Annotated in this window: 21 protein-coding genes; 15 read left to right on the forward strand and 6 right to left on the reverse strand. The window is 55.9% G+C overall.

The genetic code is table 11. The features are described from left to right. Positions 1-71: 71 nt before the first annotated feature. Positions 72-674 (reverse strand): glycine zipper 2TM domain-containing protein, encoded by a 603-nt coding sequence (locus tag L0U79_RS10290; RefSeq protein WP_233842184.1) that lies wholly within the window; start codon positions 672-674, stop codon positions 72-74. A gap of 289 nt (positions 675-963) precedes the next feature. Here L0U79_RS10290 and L0U79_RS10295 point away from each other — a divergent pair, with 289 nt between their 5' ends. The 11 genes from L0U79_RS10295 to L0U79_RS10345 all read left to right on the forward strand — a co-directional run bounded on the left by L0U79_RS10295 (position 964) and on the right by L0U79_RS10345 (position 9,384). Further along, positions 964-1,323 (forward strand): hypothetical protein, encoded by a 360-nt coding sequence (locus L0U79_RS10295; protein ID WP_233842185.1) that lies wholly within the window; start codon positions 964-966, stop codon positions 1,321-1,323. Positions 1,324-1,701: 378 nt separating this feature from the next. Next, the gene (locus L0U79_RS10300) at positions 1,702-2,910 is read left to right on the forward strand and encodes a tyrosine-type recombinase/integrase (protein WP_233842186.1); all 1,209 of its coding nucleotides are present in this window, start codon (positions 1,702-1,704) and stop codon (positions 2,908-2,910) included. A gap of 546 nt (positions 2,911-3,456) precedes the next feature. Next, on the forward strand, positions 3,457-3,951 hold the full coding sequence (locus L0U79_RS10305) for a helix-turn-helix transcriptional regulator (RefSeq protein ID WP_233842187.1): 495 nt from the start codon (positions 3,457-3,459) through the stop codon (positions 3,949-3,951). Between the two features lie 635 nt (positions 3,952-4,586). Further along, a complete protein-coding gene (locus L0U79_RS10310; RefSeq protein ID WP_233842188.1) occupies positions 4,587-5,015 on the forward strand; it encodes an ash family protein in 429 nt (142 codons plus the stop codon). A gap of 49 nt (positions 5,016-5,064) precedes the next feature. After that, positions 5,065-5,379 carry a hypothetical protein gene (locus tag L0U79_RS10315; RefSeq protein ID WP_233842189.1) on the forward strand — a complete coding sequence of 105 codons (315 nt, stop codon included), beginning with the start codon at positions 5,065-5,067 and terminating at the stop codon, positions 5,377-5,379. Further along, positions 5,376-5,579 carry a hypothetical protein gene (locus L0U79_RS10320; RefSeq protein WP_233842190.1) on the forward strand — a complete coding sequence of 68 codons (204 nt, stop codon included), beginning with the start codon at positions 5,376-5,378 and terminating at the stop codon, positions 5,577-5,579. The genes L0U79_RS10315 and L0U79_RS10320 overlap by 4 nt, the downstream gene beginning before the upstream one ends. Before the next feature lie 69 nt (positions 5,580-5,648). Then, positions 5,649-6,176: a hypothetical protein gene (locus tag L0U79_RS10325; RefSeq protein ID WP_233842191.1), complete on the forward strand. Its 528-nt coding sequence runs from the start codon at positions 5,649-5,651 to the stop codon at positions 6,174-6,176. A gap of 80 nt (positions 6,177-6,256) precedes the next feature. Then, positions 6,257-6,523 (forward strand): AlpA family phage regulatory protein, encoded by a 267-nt coding sequence (locus L0U79_RS10330; RefSeq protein ID WP_233842192.1) that lies wholly within the window; start codon positions 6,257-6,259, stop codon positions 6,521-6,523. Beyond that, positions 6,520-6,819 carry a hypothetical protein gene (locus L0U79_RS10335; protein ID WP_233842193.1) on the forward strand — a complete coding sequence of 100 codons (300 nt, stop codon included), beginning with the start codon at positions 6,520-6,522 and terminating at the stop codon, positions 6,817-6,819. Before L0U79_RS10330 ends, L0U79_RS10335 begins: the two co-directional genes overlap by 4 nt. Position 6,820: 1 nt before the next feature. Further along, the gene (locus L0U79_RS10340) at positions 6,821-7,582 is read left to right on the forward strand and encodes a hypothetical protein (RefSeq protein WP_233842194.1); all 762 of its coding nucleotides are present in this window, start codon (positions 6,821-6,823) and stop codon (positions 7,580-7,582) included. After that, positions 7,582-9,384, forward strand: a complete 1,803-nt coding sequence (locus L0U79_RS10345) for a toprim domain-containing protein (protein ID WP_233842195.1) — start codon at positions 7,582-7,584, stop codon at positions 9,382-9,384. Before L0U79_RS10340 ends, L0U79_RS10345 begins: the two co-directional genes overlap by 1 nt. Positions 9,385-9,929: 545 nt before the next feature. On the opposite strand, the gene L0U79_RS10350 is transcribed toward L0U79_RS10345, so the two are convergent. Next, the gene (locus L0U79_RS10350) at positions 9,930-10,091 is read right to left on the reverse strand and encodes a hypothetical protein (RefSeq protein WP_233842196.1); all 162 of its coding nucleotides are present in this window, start codon (positions 10,089-10,091) and stop codon (positions 9,930-9,932) included. Between L0U79_RS10350 and L0U79_RS10355 the strand changes: the two genes are divergently transcribed. From L0U79_RS10355 to L0U79_RS10370, 4 genes are all read left to right on the forward strand, one after another. Then, entirely contained in the window at positions 10,090-12,960 is a 2,871-nt protein-coding gene (locus tag L0U79_RS10355) for a phage tail length tape measure family protein (RefSeq protein ID WP_233842197.1), read from the forward strand. The two genes, L0U79_RS10350 and L0U79_RS10355, sit on opposite strands and share 2 nt — an antisense overlap. Positions 12,961-12,988: 28 nt before the next feature. Further along, on the forward strand, positions 12,989-13,420 hold the full coding sequence (locus L0U79_RS10360; RefSeq protein ID WP_233842198.1) for a DUF5681 domain-containing protein: 432 nt from the start codon (positions 12,989-12,991) through the stop codon (positions 13,418-13,420). Further along, positions 13,404-13,718, forward strand: coding sequence for a hypothetical protein (locus tag L0U79_RS10365; RefSeq protein WP_233842199.1), 315 nt, complete (start codon positions 13,404-13,406; stop codon positions 13,716-13,718). Before L0U79_RS10360 ends, L0U79_RS10365 begins: the two co-directional genes overlap by 17 nt. Positions 13,719-14,055: 337 nt before the next feature. Beyond that, entirely contained in the window at positions 14,056-15,816 is a 1,761-nt protein-coding gene (locus L0U79_RS10370) for an AAA family ATPase (protein ID WP_233842200.1), read from the forward strand. Between the two features lie 261 nt (positions 15,817-16,077). Here the strand turns inward: L0U79_RS10370 and L0U79_RS10375 are convergent, their stop codons facing one another. From L0U79_RS10375 to L0U79_RS10390, 4 genes are all read right to left on the reverse strand, one after another. Then, on the reverse strand, positions 16,078-16,452 hold the full coding sequence (locus L0U79_RS10375) for a DUF2513 domain-containing protein (RefSeq protein WP_233842201.1): 375 nt from the start codon (positions 16,450-16,452) through the stop codon (positions 16,078-16,080). A 3-nt stretch (positions 16,453-16,455) separates the two neighbouring features. Then, the gene (locus L0U79_RS10380) at positions 16,456-16,848 is read right to left on the reverse strand and encodes a hypothetical protein (protein WP_233842202.1); all 393 of its coding nucleotides are present in this window, start codon (positions 16,846-16,848) and stop codon (positions 16,456-16,458) included. 322 nt (positions 16,849-17,170) lie between these two features. After that, positions 17,171-18,082 carry a plasmid partitioning protein RepB C-terminal domain-containing protein gene (locus L0U79_RS10385; protein WP_233842203.1) on the reverse strand — a complete coding sequence of 304 codons (912 nt, stop codon included), beginning with the start codon at positions 18,080-18,082 and terminating at the stop codon, positions 17,171-17,173. Next, positions 18,079-18,960, reverse strand: coding sequence for a plasmid partitioning protein RepB C-terminal domain-containing protein (locus L0U79_RS10390; RefSeq protein ID WP_233842204.1), 882 nt, complete (start codon positions 18,958-18,960; stop codon positions 18,079-18,081). The genes L0U79_RS10385 and L0U79_RS10390 overlap by 4 nt, the downstream gene beginning before the upstream one ends. Positions 18,961-18,968: the final 8 nt, after the last annotated feature.

Here is an 18,968-nt window from a genome sequence, read left to right on the forward strand (position 1 = left end):
ACGGACAACAAAAAAGCGTGGCGGTCATTCGACCGCCACGCTTTGGCGAACATCAAAAAGCCGATGGCTACTTAGCGCGCATCGCTGACGGACGTAACGCCTTCCTGCACCTGCACGCGATTGCCCGGATCGTGATCCATGCGCGTGGTGCGGGTTACGCCGTTGTACACGTACTGCACGTCGTAACCGATGATGCGGTCGGTGGTGTCGTTGACCGTCTTGCACTGGTGCTCGGTGGTCGAAGTGACGGTGTCGTGCTGGTGCGCGGCTTCGATGCGGTTACCCGCGTAGCCGCCACCCACGGCGCCCGCCACCGTGGCCAGGGTATTGCCCTTGCCGCTACCGACCATATGGCCCAGCAAACCACCCGCCACGGCGCCGATCGCGGTACCTGCGATGTGATGCTGATCCTTCGGCGGCTCGGTGTGATTGACCACCACATCCTGGCAAACCTGATGCGGGTTATTGGTGCTGCCGTGCACCGGCGTCACGCTGACGACCTGCGCGTATTGCGGGCCGGCGTTCTGCGCGGCTTGCTGTGCTTGCGCCGAAGCGGCCGAGGCGGCATCGGTGCCCGGATCGGTGGCGCTGGCTTGATGGCCGCAAGCGGTCAGCCCGGCGACGGCCGTCGTCATGATTGCCAGACAAAGCGTTTTCATTGCCAATTTGCTCATGCTTGAATCCCCCATGCGGTCACTAAAAAACAAACGGTGCATATTCACCCCTGCATTCCACGTTATTCATTGAATGGCGACGCGCCTGAACGCCACCTACACAATGCATAAGCGATGGCTAAACGGGGCGATTTTAACGCCAATGTAGCGATGCGGCGTCGCCAAGCTACACATAATGCCGTGTGACGCAGTTCTACTGTTCGAACCAAGTCGCAGAGTGGAGCAAAAATCTTCAGTGCGGATTAAGCGCAACAAACAGAGCATTCACACCGAACCAACGGAGGTGTGTATGACCAAGCGCGCAGTAGGCAAACGTATGTTGTTTGGATTGGCCATGGCAGCCGTGGCGGCTGCGCCGCTGGCGGCATCGGCACACGACGGATGGGATCATCACGGCGGTGGTTGGGACCGCGGCGGCTGGCATCATGAGGGCTGGCATCGCGGCGGCTACTGGAGTGGCGGTCGCTGGATCGCGGGCGCGGTCGTAGCGGGCGCTGTGGCGGGTCTGGTTGAAGGCGCGGTCGCGCCGCCTCCGCCGCCGGTCTACTACGCGCCGCCCCCCACGGTCGTTTATCAGCAGGCTGCGCCGGTTTATTACGCGCCCGCGCCGGTAGTGACGCGCACGGTGGTCTACACCACGGCGTATTGAGCGAGTTACCGCACTGCGGACTGGCGACAAAGCGGTCCACGTCTAAAAAAGCCCGGCAAGCGCCGGGCTTTTTTTATTCCATCAAGTCAACTCGCGGCATCGATGCGCGTACCGCACAAAAAACCCGCCAAGCGGCGGGTTTCAGTAGTTCCTGCTCATCGACGATGCGACAGGGAACGAATTTTGGTGCCGGAAATAGGAACCACACTGGCTGTCCAAGTGCATCCAATGTCGTCCAGTGCAGTGCAAGAAATGTGGGGTTTTCTGCGGGTTTTTTTGAGTTTTTCGTCCAGCGTCGTCCAAGTTGGTTTTGTTGCATCCGACACTAACTGTGGGTAGATTGTGGGTAGAATGTGGGTAGGCCACAGTAGGATTCCCATGCTTACGCTGCCGCAAATCAGGAACTCCAAACCGCAGTCCAAGCCGTATAAGAAAGCGGATGGACTTGGGCTCACTCTGCTAGTTCAACCCGATGGCTCGAAGCTTTGGCGCTTCCGCTATCGGTTCGCGGGCAAGGAACAAATGCTCAGCTTGGGGCAATGGCCGGAGGTGTCGCTCGCAGAGGCGCGTGAGGCGCGCGACGATGCGCGTATGCAACTACGTGGTGGTTTGAACCCCGGCGCCGTACGAAAACAAACGAAGGCACAGGCGAAGGTCGCGGCCGCCAATTCGTTTCGCGCTGTCGCCGAGGAGTGGATCGAGCTCAATCGGGGCAAGTGGCGTGCAACGCATGTCGTACGTGTGCAATCACAACTCGACCGCGACATTCTCCCGTCGCTTGGCGATCGACCGATAAGCAACATCTCGCCTGCCGAAGTGCTGGCGGTCGCAAAGCGCGTGGAGGGCAGGGACGCGCTCGATCAGGCGAAACGTTGTCTGCAGCGGGTAGCGTCCATCTTTGCGCTTGGCGTGCGCACGTTGCGGTGCGAGACGAATCCGGCACGAGAACTTGTCGGCGTGATTAGGACACGCAAAGTGCAGCATCGCGCAGCACTCACCTTTGATCAGTTGCCCGATTACCTTGAGCGCTTGGAGAACGTCGGTGCCGGTGCCGAAACAAAAGGTGCCCTCGAATTCCTTCTCCTCACCGCGACACGCTCTGGCGAGACTCGCGGCATGCGCTGGTCTGAGGTCGACATGGTTAAAGACCTTTGGCGCATCCCTGGCGATCGCACGAAGACCGGGATGGAGCACCTCGTCCCGTTGAGCCGCCAAGCGAAAGCCATCCTGGAACGCATGCAGCCGCTCACTGGCGACGGGGAGCTGGTCTTTCCAAGTCCGGTGAAGAAGAACGAACCCCTGCACGCTAACGCGCTCCTGGCAGCTCTACGTCGGATGGGGTACGAAACAGGCGACATCACCGCGCACGGTTTCCGCGCCACATTCAGCACCACCCTAAACGAACTGGGGCATAACCCAGACGTGATCGAGCGCGCGCTGGCACATGTTCCGAAAGACAAGATCCGCGCGGCTTACCATCGCTCCCAATATCTTGAGGAGCGGCGAGTGCTCCTGCAGGCATGGGCGGACATGATCGATGCAAAGCGCACCGGTGCCAATGTGGTGCCGATCCGCCGGGTGGTTTGAATTGCGTTAATGGCAGTTTGCGGGCGTCCATAGATCACCCACGGTGCGGGGTGGGAGCGGCTGTCTCCTTGATTTGATGGGAAATGTCCGCAATTATCGGGCTCTTGGGGGAAATCCTTCACGACTATGAACGGCGTTCTTCTGCGCCCTTTAGTTCGTGCCAATTGCACCGATATATCTAGGTAGATATAGTGGCGACGTTTCTCATAAAGCCGGGAGTTGCGCTCGACCTTAAGGGACTTAAGGAATCGGGCGAAATATCGGCGCGTACCGCGGCTATAAAAATTGCCGCACTATTGAGGGCAGCATGTGATGACCCTGACTTGGCGGACGAGTTTCTGGAGCTCGGAGACCATGCACATGGGGGTACGGATATTGATTTTAACGTCGACGATTTCGTCGCATTGCAGCAGCAAGGCATCGACATGTACCGCTTCAAGATCTGGGATCTTGAACGCGTTGGATTAGCGTATCGAGTGTTGTACTGCTATTTCCCCAACAGACACACGATCGTCGCCCTTGCAGTAGCCCATCGGAGCTTTAACTATGACCTTTCGCATCCAATCACAATTCGATGCATACAGTCTTACCGGGACTTACTGGCCGACGGGTGGGACTGAAAGCGGCTCGATCGGTTCAAGTGAAATTGAGCCAGTGGCCGTTGCTGTGCCGCCGGCTATCGAGTCACGTTCAATCGTTCCGCAATCAGTCGAGTCGCTCAGAGACAGTGACGGATTCATAAGCGGCGATGACCTGATGGCGTCCCTTGAGCTGATGCCGGAAGAAGAAGCAGACGCGAATCGTTGGGTTGGCGAAGCTTTCTATGGAGATAAGCTAGTGACCATCAAGTCATTGCGTCTGAGCGCAGGTTTGTCGCAAAGCCAGTTGGCAGAAAAAATGTTTACAAGCCAGTCCCATATTTCTCGAATTGAAAGTGGGACAGAAAACATTTCTTGGGATGTTGCGATCAAGCTTAAGAATGGCCTTTCCGTGGACATGAATCTTCTGGAAGTGGCGCTCGAAAATCAGCGAGCGAGATAATCGGATGTCAGTTGATACCCGCTATGCCCACATGCTTGTGTCTGATGACATACGCGCTGAGGTGGGAAACAAATTTTCCTTAATGGGAATTTACGACAGCGCTTTGTTGGTCCAGAGTTTTCCAGCCACAATTGGAAAGCTTGTCGTTTACCTAGTCGTTAGTTGCCCATTGAATCAGCTTTTTAGGGGCCTTCGGATCGAATTGAGATTGAACAATGAGGCCATTGGGATTGAAGAATTCTCTGAGGATGACATCCCTGCTGTAGGGCCTAGTCACGATAAGGATGGACACCCATATCGCTGTTTCTCAAAAAAGAGCGTATTCATCCTAAGTCCGCTATCCGTAGACCGTGCATGTTTGCTTAGGGCTCATGTTTTTAGCGGTGAAGACGAATTGATGTCCAATGCTCTCGCAATTACTACAGCCGGTGAAATTCAAGCGGCAGAGTGATTCTGTTTTTGGATGGCGCTTGAAGAAAACCCCGCAACTTTGCGGGGTTTTTGCTTCTTGACGGTGAGAAAACATGGGAGCATTATCGACCCGTCCCCGCCCAATCGGGGACCAGGTTTGGCGACCTGAACACTGAAGGCGCAACGGCGCCTATGGCGCTTTTTTTATGCGCGCTCGTTGCGTCATGTCCGCTTCACGGCGGGCCTGCGGGCAGCCTTCGGGCTGGCCGGTTTCCTTTGGTGCCGGTTCGCCAACCCGCAGGTCTGCCACCTTGCCGCAATGGCAAGGTGGTCCATCAACCGTGGAGGGAAAACAAATGAACGCACGCGCAAACACCACCATCGCCAGAGAGTTCTTGTCGCTCAATGCGCGGTATTGCATAGATCCGTCTTCGGAAGCCGGCGAGCTGGCATGTGATGCCGGCTGTCTGTTGGAAGGTGTGATCCACACTATTCAAGCGGTTATCGACGGAATGTCGGACAAGACCAGCGATATGGCTGCAAATGCCGAAAGGCAAGTGCCCTGCATGTTGTTTGGAATTAAGTACCAGCTGGAAATGGTGAAAAACATTGCAGAGACGCTCGAACATTCGACGTTCATCGACACTCCATAACGAGCTGGTTTTCAATACATCCAATCAATATCAGAGGTGGACAATGACTATGAAGCCAGACAACGTCGCTTTCCTTCGCAAGCTCAGTCAGGTGATGCTTGACCAAAAACATTTTGGAGACGGCGTCTACCTGACCGGGCTCAATTCAAAATGGCGTCCAGCCGAAATGAGCGTTGAAGATGCGCTCGAAGATTCAATGGCACTTTTAAATCAAGCGATCGGCGTGTTCGATAAGCAGGAAGAATTTCCGCTTGATCAGTGGGGCGCAATGCAACAACTGTATATGGTGCGTGCGCTTCTAGTCGCTTCCTACGAATCTCTTCATCACATGGCCTTGGTCGAGCGCGACTGTGGTGCCGTATGACCGCGAACATCATTCCCTTTCCGTCGCATGCGCGCGTTCGCATGGTTCCAATTGACGCCGAACAAGAGTATTTGCCGCCGGCAGTGCGCCAGCTGCTCGCGGTCATGGAGGCAACGGAGCGCGCCTTTGGGTCAGATATGCCGCCGAAGGGGATGAGCGATGATGATTACCACCGGGCGATCGCACCGTACTTGAAGTGATGTAGCCTGAAGCGAGCCACGGCAATCGCCCGTGCCGTGGCTTTCATCGAAGGGCGCAGAGGTGTGCGCATGTCCGTAAAGCGAACCCCGGATCCACTGGGACTTCTGCCTGATCACATCGACGTCGAGTTCGATGGAGCAGACCCTGTCGCCGAGATGAAAGCGCTTGAAGAACTATTCAATCGAGAAAACATCATGGCGCGAATTGATCGGCTCCGCCGTCATACACAACTGGCCCCGATCGCTGACGAACTTCAAGAGCTGGCCGTAACGAAGTATGGAAATGCAATCCCTTTGAATGGGGACTGGGAGCTCAGGGCGAGAGTTGCGGAGGCTGAACTCGCCGCCGTGTATTTTGCCGCTGAGGCGTTGCCGGCGCGCTCGCGTCAAGAGACGAGCAAAAAAGCGCTCAACGTGCGCCAAGCTGACAACCGTAGGGCTCGAGATGATGCAAAGAGCCTCTACGACACTTGGCTCGAATATCGCGGCCTTTATAGGAACAAGACGGAGTTTGACAAAGAAGTAGGAGAGAAGGTCGGAGTTGCTCAAAACACCGTCAGGGGGTGGCGGGAGGCATGGCAGAAGGATGCCAAATAGCCGCTGGCTGTTAGTAGCCAGCGCTGGCTGTTAGTAGCCAGCAGATGACAAGGCCAAGATAGTGTAAAGAATACAAAGCCATGTTCAACGACGTCCGATATTGGACGAAGGGAAATGACATGGCGCTGCAACTCCCGGAAACAGGCTATCTTCGCTTGCCGCAAATTGTAGGCAAGCCCGCCAGCGAATCTTCTCCGGCCATTCCGGCCATCATCCCGGTCAGCAAGTCCACCTGGTGGGCTGGCATTCGCTCTGGCCGCTATCCCAAACCCGTCAAACTGGGCGAACGCATCACCGCGTGGCGCATCGAAGACATCCGCGCATTGATTGAGCAGGCCGCGGCATGAGTTCCCCGGCACTTATTCGCGACTTTCAGCACGAACAGCGCATCAAGCGTATCGGACGCGCGTGTTCCAGCGCTCATGCTGCAGGCGATCACGACGCAGCGGTCATCCACTGGGACCAATTACGCCAAGCGATCGCCGAACGCTCCCCCGAGCAAATCCAGCGCATGGAAGCCAAGCTGGGACTTCGCGTCCGTCGTCAGATCAAGTCGGCACTGATGGTGGCGTTCTGCCACGGCTGGATCCCCGCTGCCGCGGTAACCACAGCATTCCAGCTGTTTCAGCTGCACGGGGTGTGACATGGCTCGCGCCCGCAACATCAAACCTGGCTTCTTCAAAAACGACCGCCTCGCTGAGTGCCAGCCGCTCGCTCGCATCCTGTTTGCGGGTTTGTGGTGCGAGGCAGATCGTGAGGGGCGCATGGAAGATCGCCCAAAGCGCCTCAAGGTTGAGTACCTGGCTTACGACAACTGCGATGTCGACGAACTGTTGGCCGAACTCGAGCAACGCGGCTTCATCGTTCGCTATGTCGTTGACGATACGGCCTATATCGCCATTCCGAACTTCGGAAAGCACCAAAACCCGCACATAAGAGAACCGGCCAGTTCCATACCAGCACCAGACATGCACAGTGCTCGCACTGGTTCTGACACGGTGCAAGCACAGTGCTCGCACAGTTCTGGCCCGGCTGATTCCCCTTTCCTGATTCCTGATTCCCCTATCTATAAAAAACCTCTTGCTCAGCCAGCTGAGCGACGTGTCGAAAATCCGCCCGCTGGTTTTGATCAATTCTGGACCGCTTACCCCAGGCATCAGGGCAAACAGGACGCCGTGAAAGCCTTCGCGAAGATCAAACCCGATGAACGCCTGTTGGCAGAGATGCTCGCCGCGGTGAGGCGCCAGCGACTGACGTCGGATTGGCAACGCGATGGCGGTCAGTTCATTCCGCATGCCGCGACATGGCTCAACAAACGGCGGTGGGAAGACGAGATAGCGCTGGCACCCGGTGAGAGCGGCGGGCCCGGACGTGACGAAAACGAACTGCTGAAGAGGGCGATCTGATGCGTGCGACGGAAATTGCACAGCGACTATCTGCACAGGTCGACGGCGTGGTTCGTCTCCTGCTCCCAAACGGCAAACGTGTCGGTCAAGAATGGCGCGTAGGCTCCGCAGACGGCGAAGCTGGCGGTTCGCTCGGTGTGCACCTCACTGGCGACAAGGCAGGGGTATGGAGTGATTTCAGCACAGGGGAGGGTGGCGACTTAATCGGTTTGTGGATGGCCTGTAAGAAGCTCACGCTCCGAGACGCCTGCAAGGAAGCGCTGGATTACCTCGGTATCCGCGAGGACCGCATCGACCCGCCAGTCAAACGCTATAGCCGCCCCGTACGCGATGGCGTGAAGCGGTTGGCGCCCGAACACATGACCTGGCTGGCCGACGAGCGGAAAATTGCTACGGAGACGATTGACGCCTATCGACTCGCCACCCGCGACGGATGGCTGATGTTCCCGTACCTGCGTGACGGAGATCTGATCGCTGCCAAGTACCGCAAGCTTCCGAAATCATTCCGTCAGGACGCCGACTGCGAACCGTGCCTGTTCGGTTGGCAAGCCATCGCCGATGACGCACGCAGTGTGATCATCACGGAAGGTGAGTTGGATGCGATGGCCTGGCACACGTACGGCTTCCCGGCATTGTCCGTGCCGATGGGCGGTGGCGGTGGCGCGAAGCAGGGATGGATTGCAACCGAGTTCGATCGGCTGGCGATATACGACACGATTTATCTCTCCCTGGATGGTGACGGTCCCGGCCAGCAGGCGGAGCGAGAGATTGCCGAACGACTCGGACGCGAACGTTGCCGGATCGTGCGACTGCCGCACAAGGACGCCAACGACTGTCTGATACGTAACGTGCCGGTCGGGGACATGGCTGCTGCGCTCCGCGATGCCCGCACCCTGGATCCGTCCGAACTGAAGCCCGCGGCGGATTTCGAGGATGCCGTTTGGAGCGAATTCACCCGCGTGGACGATGGATTGCGCTTACCGTGGAAAAAGACTCACGAGCTGTTGCTGCTTCGCGCAGGGGAAACCTCAATCTGGGCCGGCATGAATGGACACGGCAAAAGTGCCGTCATCTCTCAAATAGTCGGCGACCTGACCACTCATGACGTCCGGTGTTGCGTCGCCTCGATGGAGTTCCGTACACCGGTCTGGCTGATGCGCATGGCGCGGCAGATCGCCGGTACGCCGCATCCGACCGAGGCTTATATCCGAGCGATCGTACGCGCACTCAAGGGGCAGCTCTGGGCTTTCGATGTCGCCGGGTCTGCCAAATCCCAACGCATCCTAGAGGTGTTCAGGTATGCCCGCCGGCGCTACGACATCGAGCTGTTTGTCATCGACAACCTGACCAAGTGCGGTTTCGATGATGACGACTACGCAGGGCAAAAGCGTTTCGTCGAGGAACTATCAGACTTCGCTCGATTGGAATCCACACACGTCGCGATCGTTGCTCATATGCGCAAGGGCGAAGGTGAGGATCATCCTGCCGGCAAAATGGCAGTGAAGGGATCCGGCGGCATCACCGACATGGCGGACACCGTCATCGAGGTCTGGCGCAACAAGCCACTTGAGCGCGCACTGGAGCGGTTTGAACGTGACAACACACCAGTACCCGATCGCATAGGTAACGCCAGCACTTATCTCAACGTGCTGAAACAGCGTGCCACCGGAAACGAACCCTCGATCGCATTGTGGTTCGACAAAGGCACGACCCAATTTCTCGCGGCATCCGATCACACGCCTCGGTCGATGTTGCCGTTTTCGGCGGTGCCTGCGGTAACGCCGGTCGGAGGCACCACATGAAATCGATAAATGCGAGGCACACCCAGAAAGTGACGTCGTTTCGAACTGCGGTGGGGAGAGTCTCCAAAGGTTACGAGCGGGCACACAAGAATGATCAGGCCGCCAAAAATGCCAGTGTAAGCGGCCCAATCCCCCCACTTCGCGCACGTAGCGCGCACGCGAATGAGTTTGCGCATGCACTCAAAATGTCATGCCAGAAAAACGCGCACGCGCGTGAATGACTTTGGAGTACTCGAGCCAGTTGACCTTCCAACCACGCAACCACATCCGACGCTGCAAACCACTTGTAGCAACGGCATCCCGCCGGGATCGCGACTGGATACCCACATTCGTACCCACGCGAAGCCATACCCCTATCGACCCCTAACGTTTAGGAGCCAGTGAAAATGCTCACAGTCCGCAGCAAAAGCGTTGTCGTAAGACCCCTCACGGCACCACAGATCGGGGAGGTCCTCGATAGTGTTCGCGAACTCGGGAAATGCTCCCCGACAATTCGCGTGCTTGAGCCAGGCATGCGACCGCATTTGCTTCGAGTAATTGCCGTATCAATTCGCCATGAGTTTCCCGGTGCCACTGTCGATGAGCTCGCTGTCGAGCTCGCCGAGGCAGTGCCATGCGAACTCGAAATCCTGATGCCGATTTTGCAGGCGCTTTCTGCCACCAAGGATCCGTCTGCGGGGCACGTCGTCGTGAATGGAGACCGCCATGAGTGTTAGTCCTGATGAAATAAAAGTTCTGTTGACCGCCGACGCTTCGCAGCTGCAGGCGGGCATGGCGGAGGCTACGGCTGCCACGACGAGCGCCGTACAAGCGCAGATGTCGGCATTCGGAGAGTTGGATGCGTTGCTGGGAGGCCATACCGAAACGCTGGAACAGCTTGCCGCTCAAGAACAGGCGCTCGATACATTGCAGCAAGCCGGACTGGTCTCTGCCGAAGAGCTGACCACCGCATTCTCAGCGCTCAATGCTGCCGAGTTGCAACTGACTGCCACAACCGAAACGGCAGCCGCCGCACAAGCAGTCCAAAACGACGCAATGAACCTCTCGGGCGGCGCGGCTCGCGAGCTTGGTGTGATGATCGGTGAGCTTGCACGGGGCAATTACACCCGATTGGAAGGGTCCACGATCACCCTCGCGAATCGCACTGGTTTGCTAGGGGCGGCGCTGAATGCGTTGACCAGTCCTATCGGCATTGCCATTGCCGCCGCAGCAGCGCTCGGCTACGAGGTCTACGAGACAGAGCAACACTTCGAGGACATGGACCGCGCCGTGCTCGCGACCGGCGGCAGCGTTGGGGTGACCGCCGGCCAGATGGTGGCACTCTCCGATCAGATCGCGGTGTCGACACACAACTACACGGAAGCGCGCGAAGCGGTGCAACAGCTGGCGGAGTCCGGGCGATTCGCTGGCCAGAACTTCGAACTGGTCGCGACGGCTGCCGCAGAAATGGCAAACCTGACCGGGGAGAGCATCCGTCGCTGTGTGACCGAGATGGAGAAGCTTCAGGAGGATCCGCTCAAAGCCGCCGCCGCGCTCAACGACCAGTATCACTTCTTGACGGCATCGACGTACGCGCAGATGGAAGCAGCCGTAAAGCAGGGCGACACCATGGGCGCCGCGGCGATCGCGTTCGAAGCCTTCGCGACCACGATGCAGCAGCGCACCGACACGCTGACACAACACGCGAACATCCTCGCGCGGGCTTGGCAGGACGTGAAGCAGCAGTTCTCGCAGAGCATGGAGTTTCTCAACGTCCAGCTTGGCGGCGGTGACGCGGCAGCACAGCTCACCGTGCGATTGCGCGAACTCAACGACATGATCAAGACCTACAGCGCGGAGTCCAGTCATGGCTTCGGGTCATCGGTGACGACGGACCAGCTGCAGCGCCAGACACAAGTTGTGCAGCAATTGACTGCCGAGGTGAACAAACAAAAGGCTACTGCCGCTGCGGTTGGTGACTCCGCGCAGAAGTCAGCCGCGCAAATCGATCAGATGGAGAAAGCGTTCAAACGGGCAGGCGGCGACCGCTCCGCAGCCGAGCAGGACAAACAAGACCTGGAGGAAATGCAGGTCGCACGCACCGTGTCCCTTGGCGAGGAGAAGGCCTACTGGGAGATGATCGAGTCGACGGCGCAGGAAGGGTCGGCTGAATATCGGCAGGCGATTCAGCAGTTGATCGAGATCAAGCGGAAGCAGGCGGAAGCCGACAAGGAAGCTGCACGGCAAGCGACCGAGGCGCAGAAGCAGCGTGACGCAGCCATCATGGACGGTCTGGAAGAGGAGCGGGCAGCGACGCAGGAAAACACCGCAGCGCGCATCCAGGCGGACAACAAGGTCCTGCAGAGCGCTATCCAGATGTACGGGATACGAACTTCGCAGGCGCGATCCGCGCTGAATCAAATGCTCGCGGACGAGCGATCGTACGAGAAAGCGGGCGCCCAGGCAGCGCAGCAAGCCCGCGACCAACAAGCTGCGATTCTCAAAACCAACGTCGCGGATCAGATGGCGGCGGACCAGCAAAAGCTCCAGTCGATCCAGGAGATGTTTCGCACCGGTGAGATCAGTGCCCAGCAATACCTGGCCGCTTCCAGGACGATAAATCAGGAGGAACTTAGCGCGTTTGCGCAATACATCGCGCAAAAAACCGCCCTGGACCAAGGCAGTGTCAAGGCGTTGGAGAAGGATGCGCAGGACTGGGTAACGGGATCGAATGCAATCCTGAAACAGTATGAGCGGAGCAACGCCGACGTAGGGAAGGCAGTCGAACAGGATTGGGAACGCACATCGAAGAGCATTGCCAATTCAGTTGGCCGCGGCTTCACGCAAATCCTTTTCAGCAATCAGAGTATGAACCAGAAGCTGGCGCAGGAAGCACAGCAACTATCCGAAACGCTCGTTCAGAACGTCGTCACTAAGGTGGTACAGAAGTTCATCGAGGGCGAAGTTCAGAAAACGGCCGCCGCCGCTGCCGGCGCCGCACAACGCGATGCGGTTCAATCGACTTCGGCGCTGGCGGGTTTGGCGCAGCTGGCGGATGCGGACGAAACGCAAATCCTCAACGCGGCGAAAACAGCGGCGGCAAATACCTATGCCGCGACATCGTCGATTCCAATTGTCGGTCCAATCCTGGCACCCCTTGCGGCCGGTGCCGCATTCGTCGCGGTCGAAGCGTACGCAAATCTTTCCTCTGCCGCTGGTGGTTGGGATGACATTCCTGCCGACCAACTCGCGATGGTTCATAAAAACGAGATGATCTTGCCGGCGCATATCGCAGACTACGTGCGCACCGCCGCACAGGGGCCTCAATTTTCTGCTGGCCCTGCGGCAAGTAGCGACTTTGGCATGCAAGCCGCCGTTTCACACCAACAAAGGCAGTCGGAAGCACTCGCAGCTCAGTATGGATCGCACGCCGCCGCTGGAAATTCAGGTGCCGCAGGCTCATCCGGGGCGACATCACAAACGATCCACGTCCACGCGAACGACCCGAAGAGTTTCGGGCAAATGTTGCAGCGTGATCCAAACGCCTTCGCCAAAGCCGCGCGACGAGCAATGAATCCCGGTGGTCGCAGGCGCTGATCACTGATTTAAGCATTGGAGATATCAGATGACGGAGCAGAAGAAAAAACGTGCACCAAAGTGGCAAAAGGGGCAGTCGGGTAATCCTGCCGGACGCCCCAAGGGCATCCCGAACCCCCAAGCCAGGTTGCGCAAATTAATCGACGTAGAAGCAATCATCGCGAAGCTGCAGGAGAACGCTATCAAGGGCAACACAAGGGCCGCTGAGCTCTTGTTGGAGAGAGCACTTCCACCGCTGCGGTCGGTCGCGGAGCCGGTCGAGCTCCCCGGCCTCAGTGATGCAGCGACGCTAACAGCAAAGGCGGAGTGCATTGTGTCCCTGACTGCAGAAGGAAAGTTGTCCCCAGACGTTGCCACAGCGATGCTTAGTGCCATTGGCCAACTCGCCAAAGCAACGGAGATCGATGAACTGACGCGTCGCTTGGAAGCACTGGAGAAGGCACATGGGCAAGATAACTAATCGCATCCAGCGCCTTGAGGAGCGCCTTACGGAAGCCGCGATCGATGAGGTCGGTGAAGACCACGCTCGGCTCCAAGGCTGGCCGAAGATCGTGCTGCAGCGGTACTGCGAGGGGCGACTGGATGAGCTGGCGGCGACTTATGCTCCTGTTCGCAAACTGCTCTGCTATCTGGCAGAACATGGCTACGCAGTGCAGTGCTCGGACATTTGGCACCCGCTATACGCATTGGAAGACGAAAAACTTAATCAGGCGGTCGTAGATCGGTTGAACGCCCAGCACGTAGAGGCCCAGGTATGACCCTCAGAAACAGATTGCTGATGCTGGAAAGGGTTCTAGGCCGCATGGACGCATTCCGCGTGATCTTCGTTTCTGACGGCACGGACAAGGAGGCGGAGCGCGAACGATATCTCGATGAGACTGGCTATAGGGGCGCGGTTGTGGTGATGGATGAAACCGATAGAGCTTTGTAGTTGTCAGAATGCTTCCCGTACAGATACACGGCGACAGACGGTACCTCCGCTGATACGCTAATTAACGAGGGGAAGCCCTTACGGGGCGATGGCCCAAGGCGACACACTGACTGAAATGTCGATGCCATCCCAGCAAAGAACGAACTACTTGCAGGAGCGGATGCGTGTACGTGTATCGATTGAACGAAATCGAAAGTAACGATGGTACGAAGATTGAGCTCGGAGATCTGACTGTCATCATTGGTCCGAACAATGCCGGCAAAAGCCGTGCATTACAAGATATTGCTGAACTCACCACCCAGAGCTTCAGTACGCCGAATGTCAAAGTTGTTGCGAAGGTCTCGACGGCACTTCCGAGTGACACGACGACCCTGTTTAGGGCTTACCCCAAGCTTCGAGGTATCACTACGACCAACGGGGTCTCGCTGATCTCGCTCAATCACACGCTAATTAAATCTAGAAGCGTTAGTTGGGGCGGCATTCGTGAAAATGTTGAAGCGCAGTGGAACAGCGGCATTGAGAGGCGCGACCAATACACGGTAGCTCACTTGATTGGTCAAGCGTTAACAACCCATTTGCTTACTGAAACGCGCCTTACGTTGCTCAACGCCGGACCCAATGCACCCGAAGACACTGCTGAGACCCTTCTTCAACAGCTGTATCTCGAATCCAAACACAAGGAGATCGAGCTGCGCGAAACCGTCAAGGCCGTTTTTAGTGTTGAATTGGCCCTGGACTTTTCAATTCCATCCCAATTGTGTCTCAGAATCGCCGAAAAACTTGGTGATGTGCCACCTGATCCTCGAGACGCCAGGCCCATTCTCAGTCAGCTCGAAAAACTTGATCAGCAAGGTGATGGTCTTCGCAGCTATGTTGGCATCGTCGCATCGCTTTTAGTGATGAATCGACCTGTGTGTCTTATAGATGAGCCCGAGGCGTTTCTTCACCCACCGCAAGCGTACGCATTGGGAAGATTCATCGCGCAACAAAGCGGAAATGGGGAGCAAATAATCATCGCTACACACAGCGCGGACATTCTGCGTGGTGCGCTATCCCTAAAGGATGACGTTGCGGTTGTCAGAATAGACAGAAAATCAGAAACGAATTCCTTAAGGAAATTGGCGCCATCTCGCCTGAAAGAAATCATTAAGGATCCGCTCCTGGCTTCTCACAGAGTCATTGAGGGGCTGTTTTCCGCGGCCGCTATCGTTGTTGAGGCCGACGCTGACGCGCGGTTTTACCAAACCATTCTCAATAAAGTTCATCCGAATGCGGACGTCCACTTTGTCACTGCAGACAACAAGCAAACCGTTCCGAAAATCGCCTCGCTCTATCGGGAACTTGGCGTGCGAACTGTTGGTGTTGTAGATATTGACGTTCTCAATGACACAAAAGAGTTTAAGAAGCAGCTGGAGGCTGTGGGATTTGATGCTGTCACCATTGACGCGCTCATTGATAAGCAGAAGGTGATTGACAAGTCCGTTACTGGTAAGACCATCGAGGAAAGAGCACAGGCCTTGCTAGAAAGTCTCAACACCGCCAACAGCGACATTTCAAGTGCAATTTCGCAGTCGAATCAAGACAACATCGACAAAGCGATCAAAAGGGCTGATTCAACAATTCGCAAAACTTTGGAAAGTGGAAAGCCCTGGGCCGAAGTCAAAGAAAAGGGAAAAGAGGCATTCAATATCGATGCGCAGACGGCTTTTGAGCACATTTATAAGGTATGTGCATCGGTCGGGCTGTTCATTAATCCCTACGGCGAACTGGAATCCATGCTAACCGACGCGGGCTTGCCATATACGTCGGACAAGAGTGCGTGGATTAGATCCGCGATTCCTCTGGCCGCCAAGTTGGATCGTGCGGCCGGTGGTCATGCGTTTTTGTTTGTTGAATCTATCAATCAGCATCTGTTTAGGAGTTGAATCGACTGGCGGCACTGAGTTTGCATGAACCATCTGGTAGTGAACGTCCCAACCTTGTTGGCGCGTTCCATTCGAACCGAAATTACCGTAAGTTTTCAATTCAACGCGTTGCTTGAAGGATCGAACATGTCCTTTGTCCGAACAATTTGCAGGTATCTGGCGCTTCGGCCAAGGTAGTGCAGATGGTCGGGCAAGATGTTGACGCGGTCCAGAACGGCTGGAGACAAGGTTAAAGTAGCGATGAACTTGCATGCAAATGAGCTACGTAGGCAATCCGTGGCTGGCTAGAATGGCTTTCGTGACGGCGCCTGCAAGTGATTTGACAACTTCGAAGGTTAGCGAAAGGCCCTTCTCAGCTGCTTGGCTCTTTACCTTGCCCCAAACATTTTGGCTGCGGATCTGGTCGAGAAATTCGTGGCCTGTCCATGTCATTCGCAACGCAACCGCGCTGACCTCGCCGCCTAAGTAGTCGCGTACGTTGCCCTCGATCAACCCAGCTTCAATCATGATGCGAATGTGATAGGCAACGTTCGAGTCGTCACGCCCTTCGATATGCGATATCCCGCGCGACGAGTTTTCATTTTGTTGTTCGAGTGCGAGCAGTATTTCTCGGACGACGTCCCAGTCACGTTTCATTTTTCACCCTCTAAGCGCTTTATTCGTGTTGTGACGGATATGGGCGAGGTTCTCAATGATGTTGCTGAAGCCCCACAGGAAGATCCCCTGGCTGAGTGCGGCGCAACCAACAAAGAACAGTACCCAAGACGATTCACCCGCTGCAGCGAACCAAAGAATGGGCCAGCTTATTAGCGTGATCACGGCCAGCAATTGAAGGAGGCCGGCGCTTTGCGTGTCTACTTTCGCGCTGCGTTCGGGAGAGGAGACTGCTTCCGTACCGAGTTGGTCCGAGTTGTTGCCGGCGACGTTTGGGACAATCATGTCGCTCGGTTCCTTCCGCATGACCAGCAACCACCAAAGGCCTACGGCTACGATGAGGCCCACCACAATCCATACGGCGTTCGCTGCATTCATTGCGCTCTCCCTGTTCCTCGATCCATGCGATCGGTGCCGCTACGGTAGTACCGAAGTTCGCCACAAAACAGAGCGCACTGATGGCGCTGGGTAGTTTGATTCCTGTATCAGGACCTTAGGGCGACCTGGAAAGCAGCTCCTGCACTTGCGTTGCTAAGTGGGGTGTTTTGGTTTACCCACATTCCTACCCGCAAACAATACGGCTTGTTTGCAAGTAGTGATCGAAATTTTTGATTTGAAATGCAAATTCAATAGGTGCAGATAAAAGGGGCCGACTCCATCTGCACGAAAACTGGAAAAAATAGCGAGTCAAGATTGGCGATCATTTCCGCTTTAGGTCAGCCACGTCCATCTCCGCAATATCTCGAAATTCTGCTAAGAATTCGGGTTGATGTGCAGCTAGCCACTCCGAAATTCTTATATTCCTCAGAAGCTTCGTGATGTAGCTCTTTGCAATGGTCAATTGAAGGTTGTCTTCGCTGTATGCCTCTTCGACATATCTCGTTCTTCCTTGAGTGGCTCTGAGTTCTCTTTCCAGTCGCGCAATTTGCTCATGGGAGACGTCAGGTGAGTTTGGCTTCGAGCGGGGTCTTACCAGTTGGTCGTCCGGCGTCGCTGCCCAAATCGCGGTAATGAACGGGGTGGAATAGTCCCTTTGGCCGATCATGAGTTCTGCGGCTTCCATTTGACGTATCGGTTTCATACGGCGAAGCATCGTGAACACGGCTTTAGGGCATGGTTTATCGGCCAGCTGTTCCACGACCTCGGGGCAGATACCCGTGAGCAGTCGAAAGCGACGACGGAGGCTATCTAGTTCAATATTCATAGCTTGTGCAATTCGCTCTTCCGGTACACCTCGTTCAACGGCGCGTACGATCATGCGATGCTCCTGCACAGCGGCTAATCGATTGACACGCTTGTTATAATTGTAAGATTCGTCATCGGTGGCAATGAGGCATTCGACCTCGGTCCAGCCCAAGTCTTTGATGATATCTAGCCGCGTAGCTCCATCAAGTAATAGGTATCGACCCTGGTCTTTGACATTTGGTGCCACGACCAAATGCTCTACAAGCCCAACAGCATGAATTGAAGCCGCAATTTGTTGATACTTTTGGCTAAGCTTTGTGGCAGCCTGAAGTATCTTTAGCGGCTGAATTGCCGTGACGGAAATGACCCGTGTTTCCGATTCAAATTTCAAAGGCACCGAATTTTTAGAGGGTATCGATGCATTCATGGCGTTTGACCTCCCATCATGCGCTTTTCAAGCGGTGCCGGAATCGTGTGTATGCCTTCTTCTTGAAGCATTGCAATGAAGTCGTCCTGTTGTAGAAGCGTTTTGAGAGAGTGAACGATAAAGAGCAGGCGTTTCTGGGTGATATCTGCCTTTCGCATCAGTAACTGTTGCTTGTCCACTTCCTTTTGGTAGATTTTCATGAGCTGTTGTGCATCAAATTTGTGAGTGCCCGGCTTACCGCTGTGGCTAAAGTGCGCGCGTTTACCGCGTGCGGCGCGTTGGTTGAGCATTCTACGAACTAGCGTCAGCTTTTTGCCTTTAAGAATGCCCCTCGTATAAGCGTCGGCCAGGGCCTCTTGCACCCCCGCATCGTCACTGCGCGAAATGGTGACGGCTAGTGAAATGGGAATTAAGCCTTTTTCTACTGCTGCAATAAGGCGCTCTTCGCCGCGTTCCATGAGCCCAACGAGTATGCCGACCCACGCCGGGGAGACGCCTAGTTTTTGTGCAATCTCCGTCTCGCCATAGCCGCGTAGTTGAAGAGATTCAATTTCCTGCATGACTTCAATAGCGGGATGCTGGCCCCGCGCGATGTTCTCTATGAGGCTCATTACGAGACAGTCTTCTTCATTGGCTTCGACGACGATGGCGGGTATTTCAGTCGCCCCAAGGCGCTGATACGCCTCAAGCCGTCCCTGTCCACATACCAATTTGTACTCGGGGGAGCCCTCGGAATCGTTGCCTCGGCTCACCGTGATAGGGCGTTTAAGACCTACAACGTCGATGTTTTCGACTATCTCTTCGAAGATATGTTGATTTCTCACGCGAGGGTTGAGAACTTGAATTCGTTCAATCGGAATCATGTTGACGGTGTGCATGATGCTTC

The organism is Dyella sp. 2HG41-7 (assembly GCF_021390675.1).
Taxonomy (GTDB): domain Bacteria; phylum Pseudomonadota; class Gammaproteobacteria; order Xanthomonadales; family Rhodanobacteraceae; genus Dyella_B.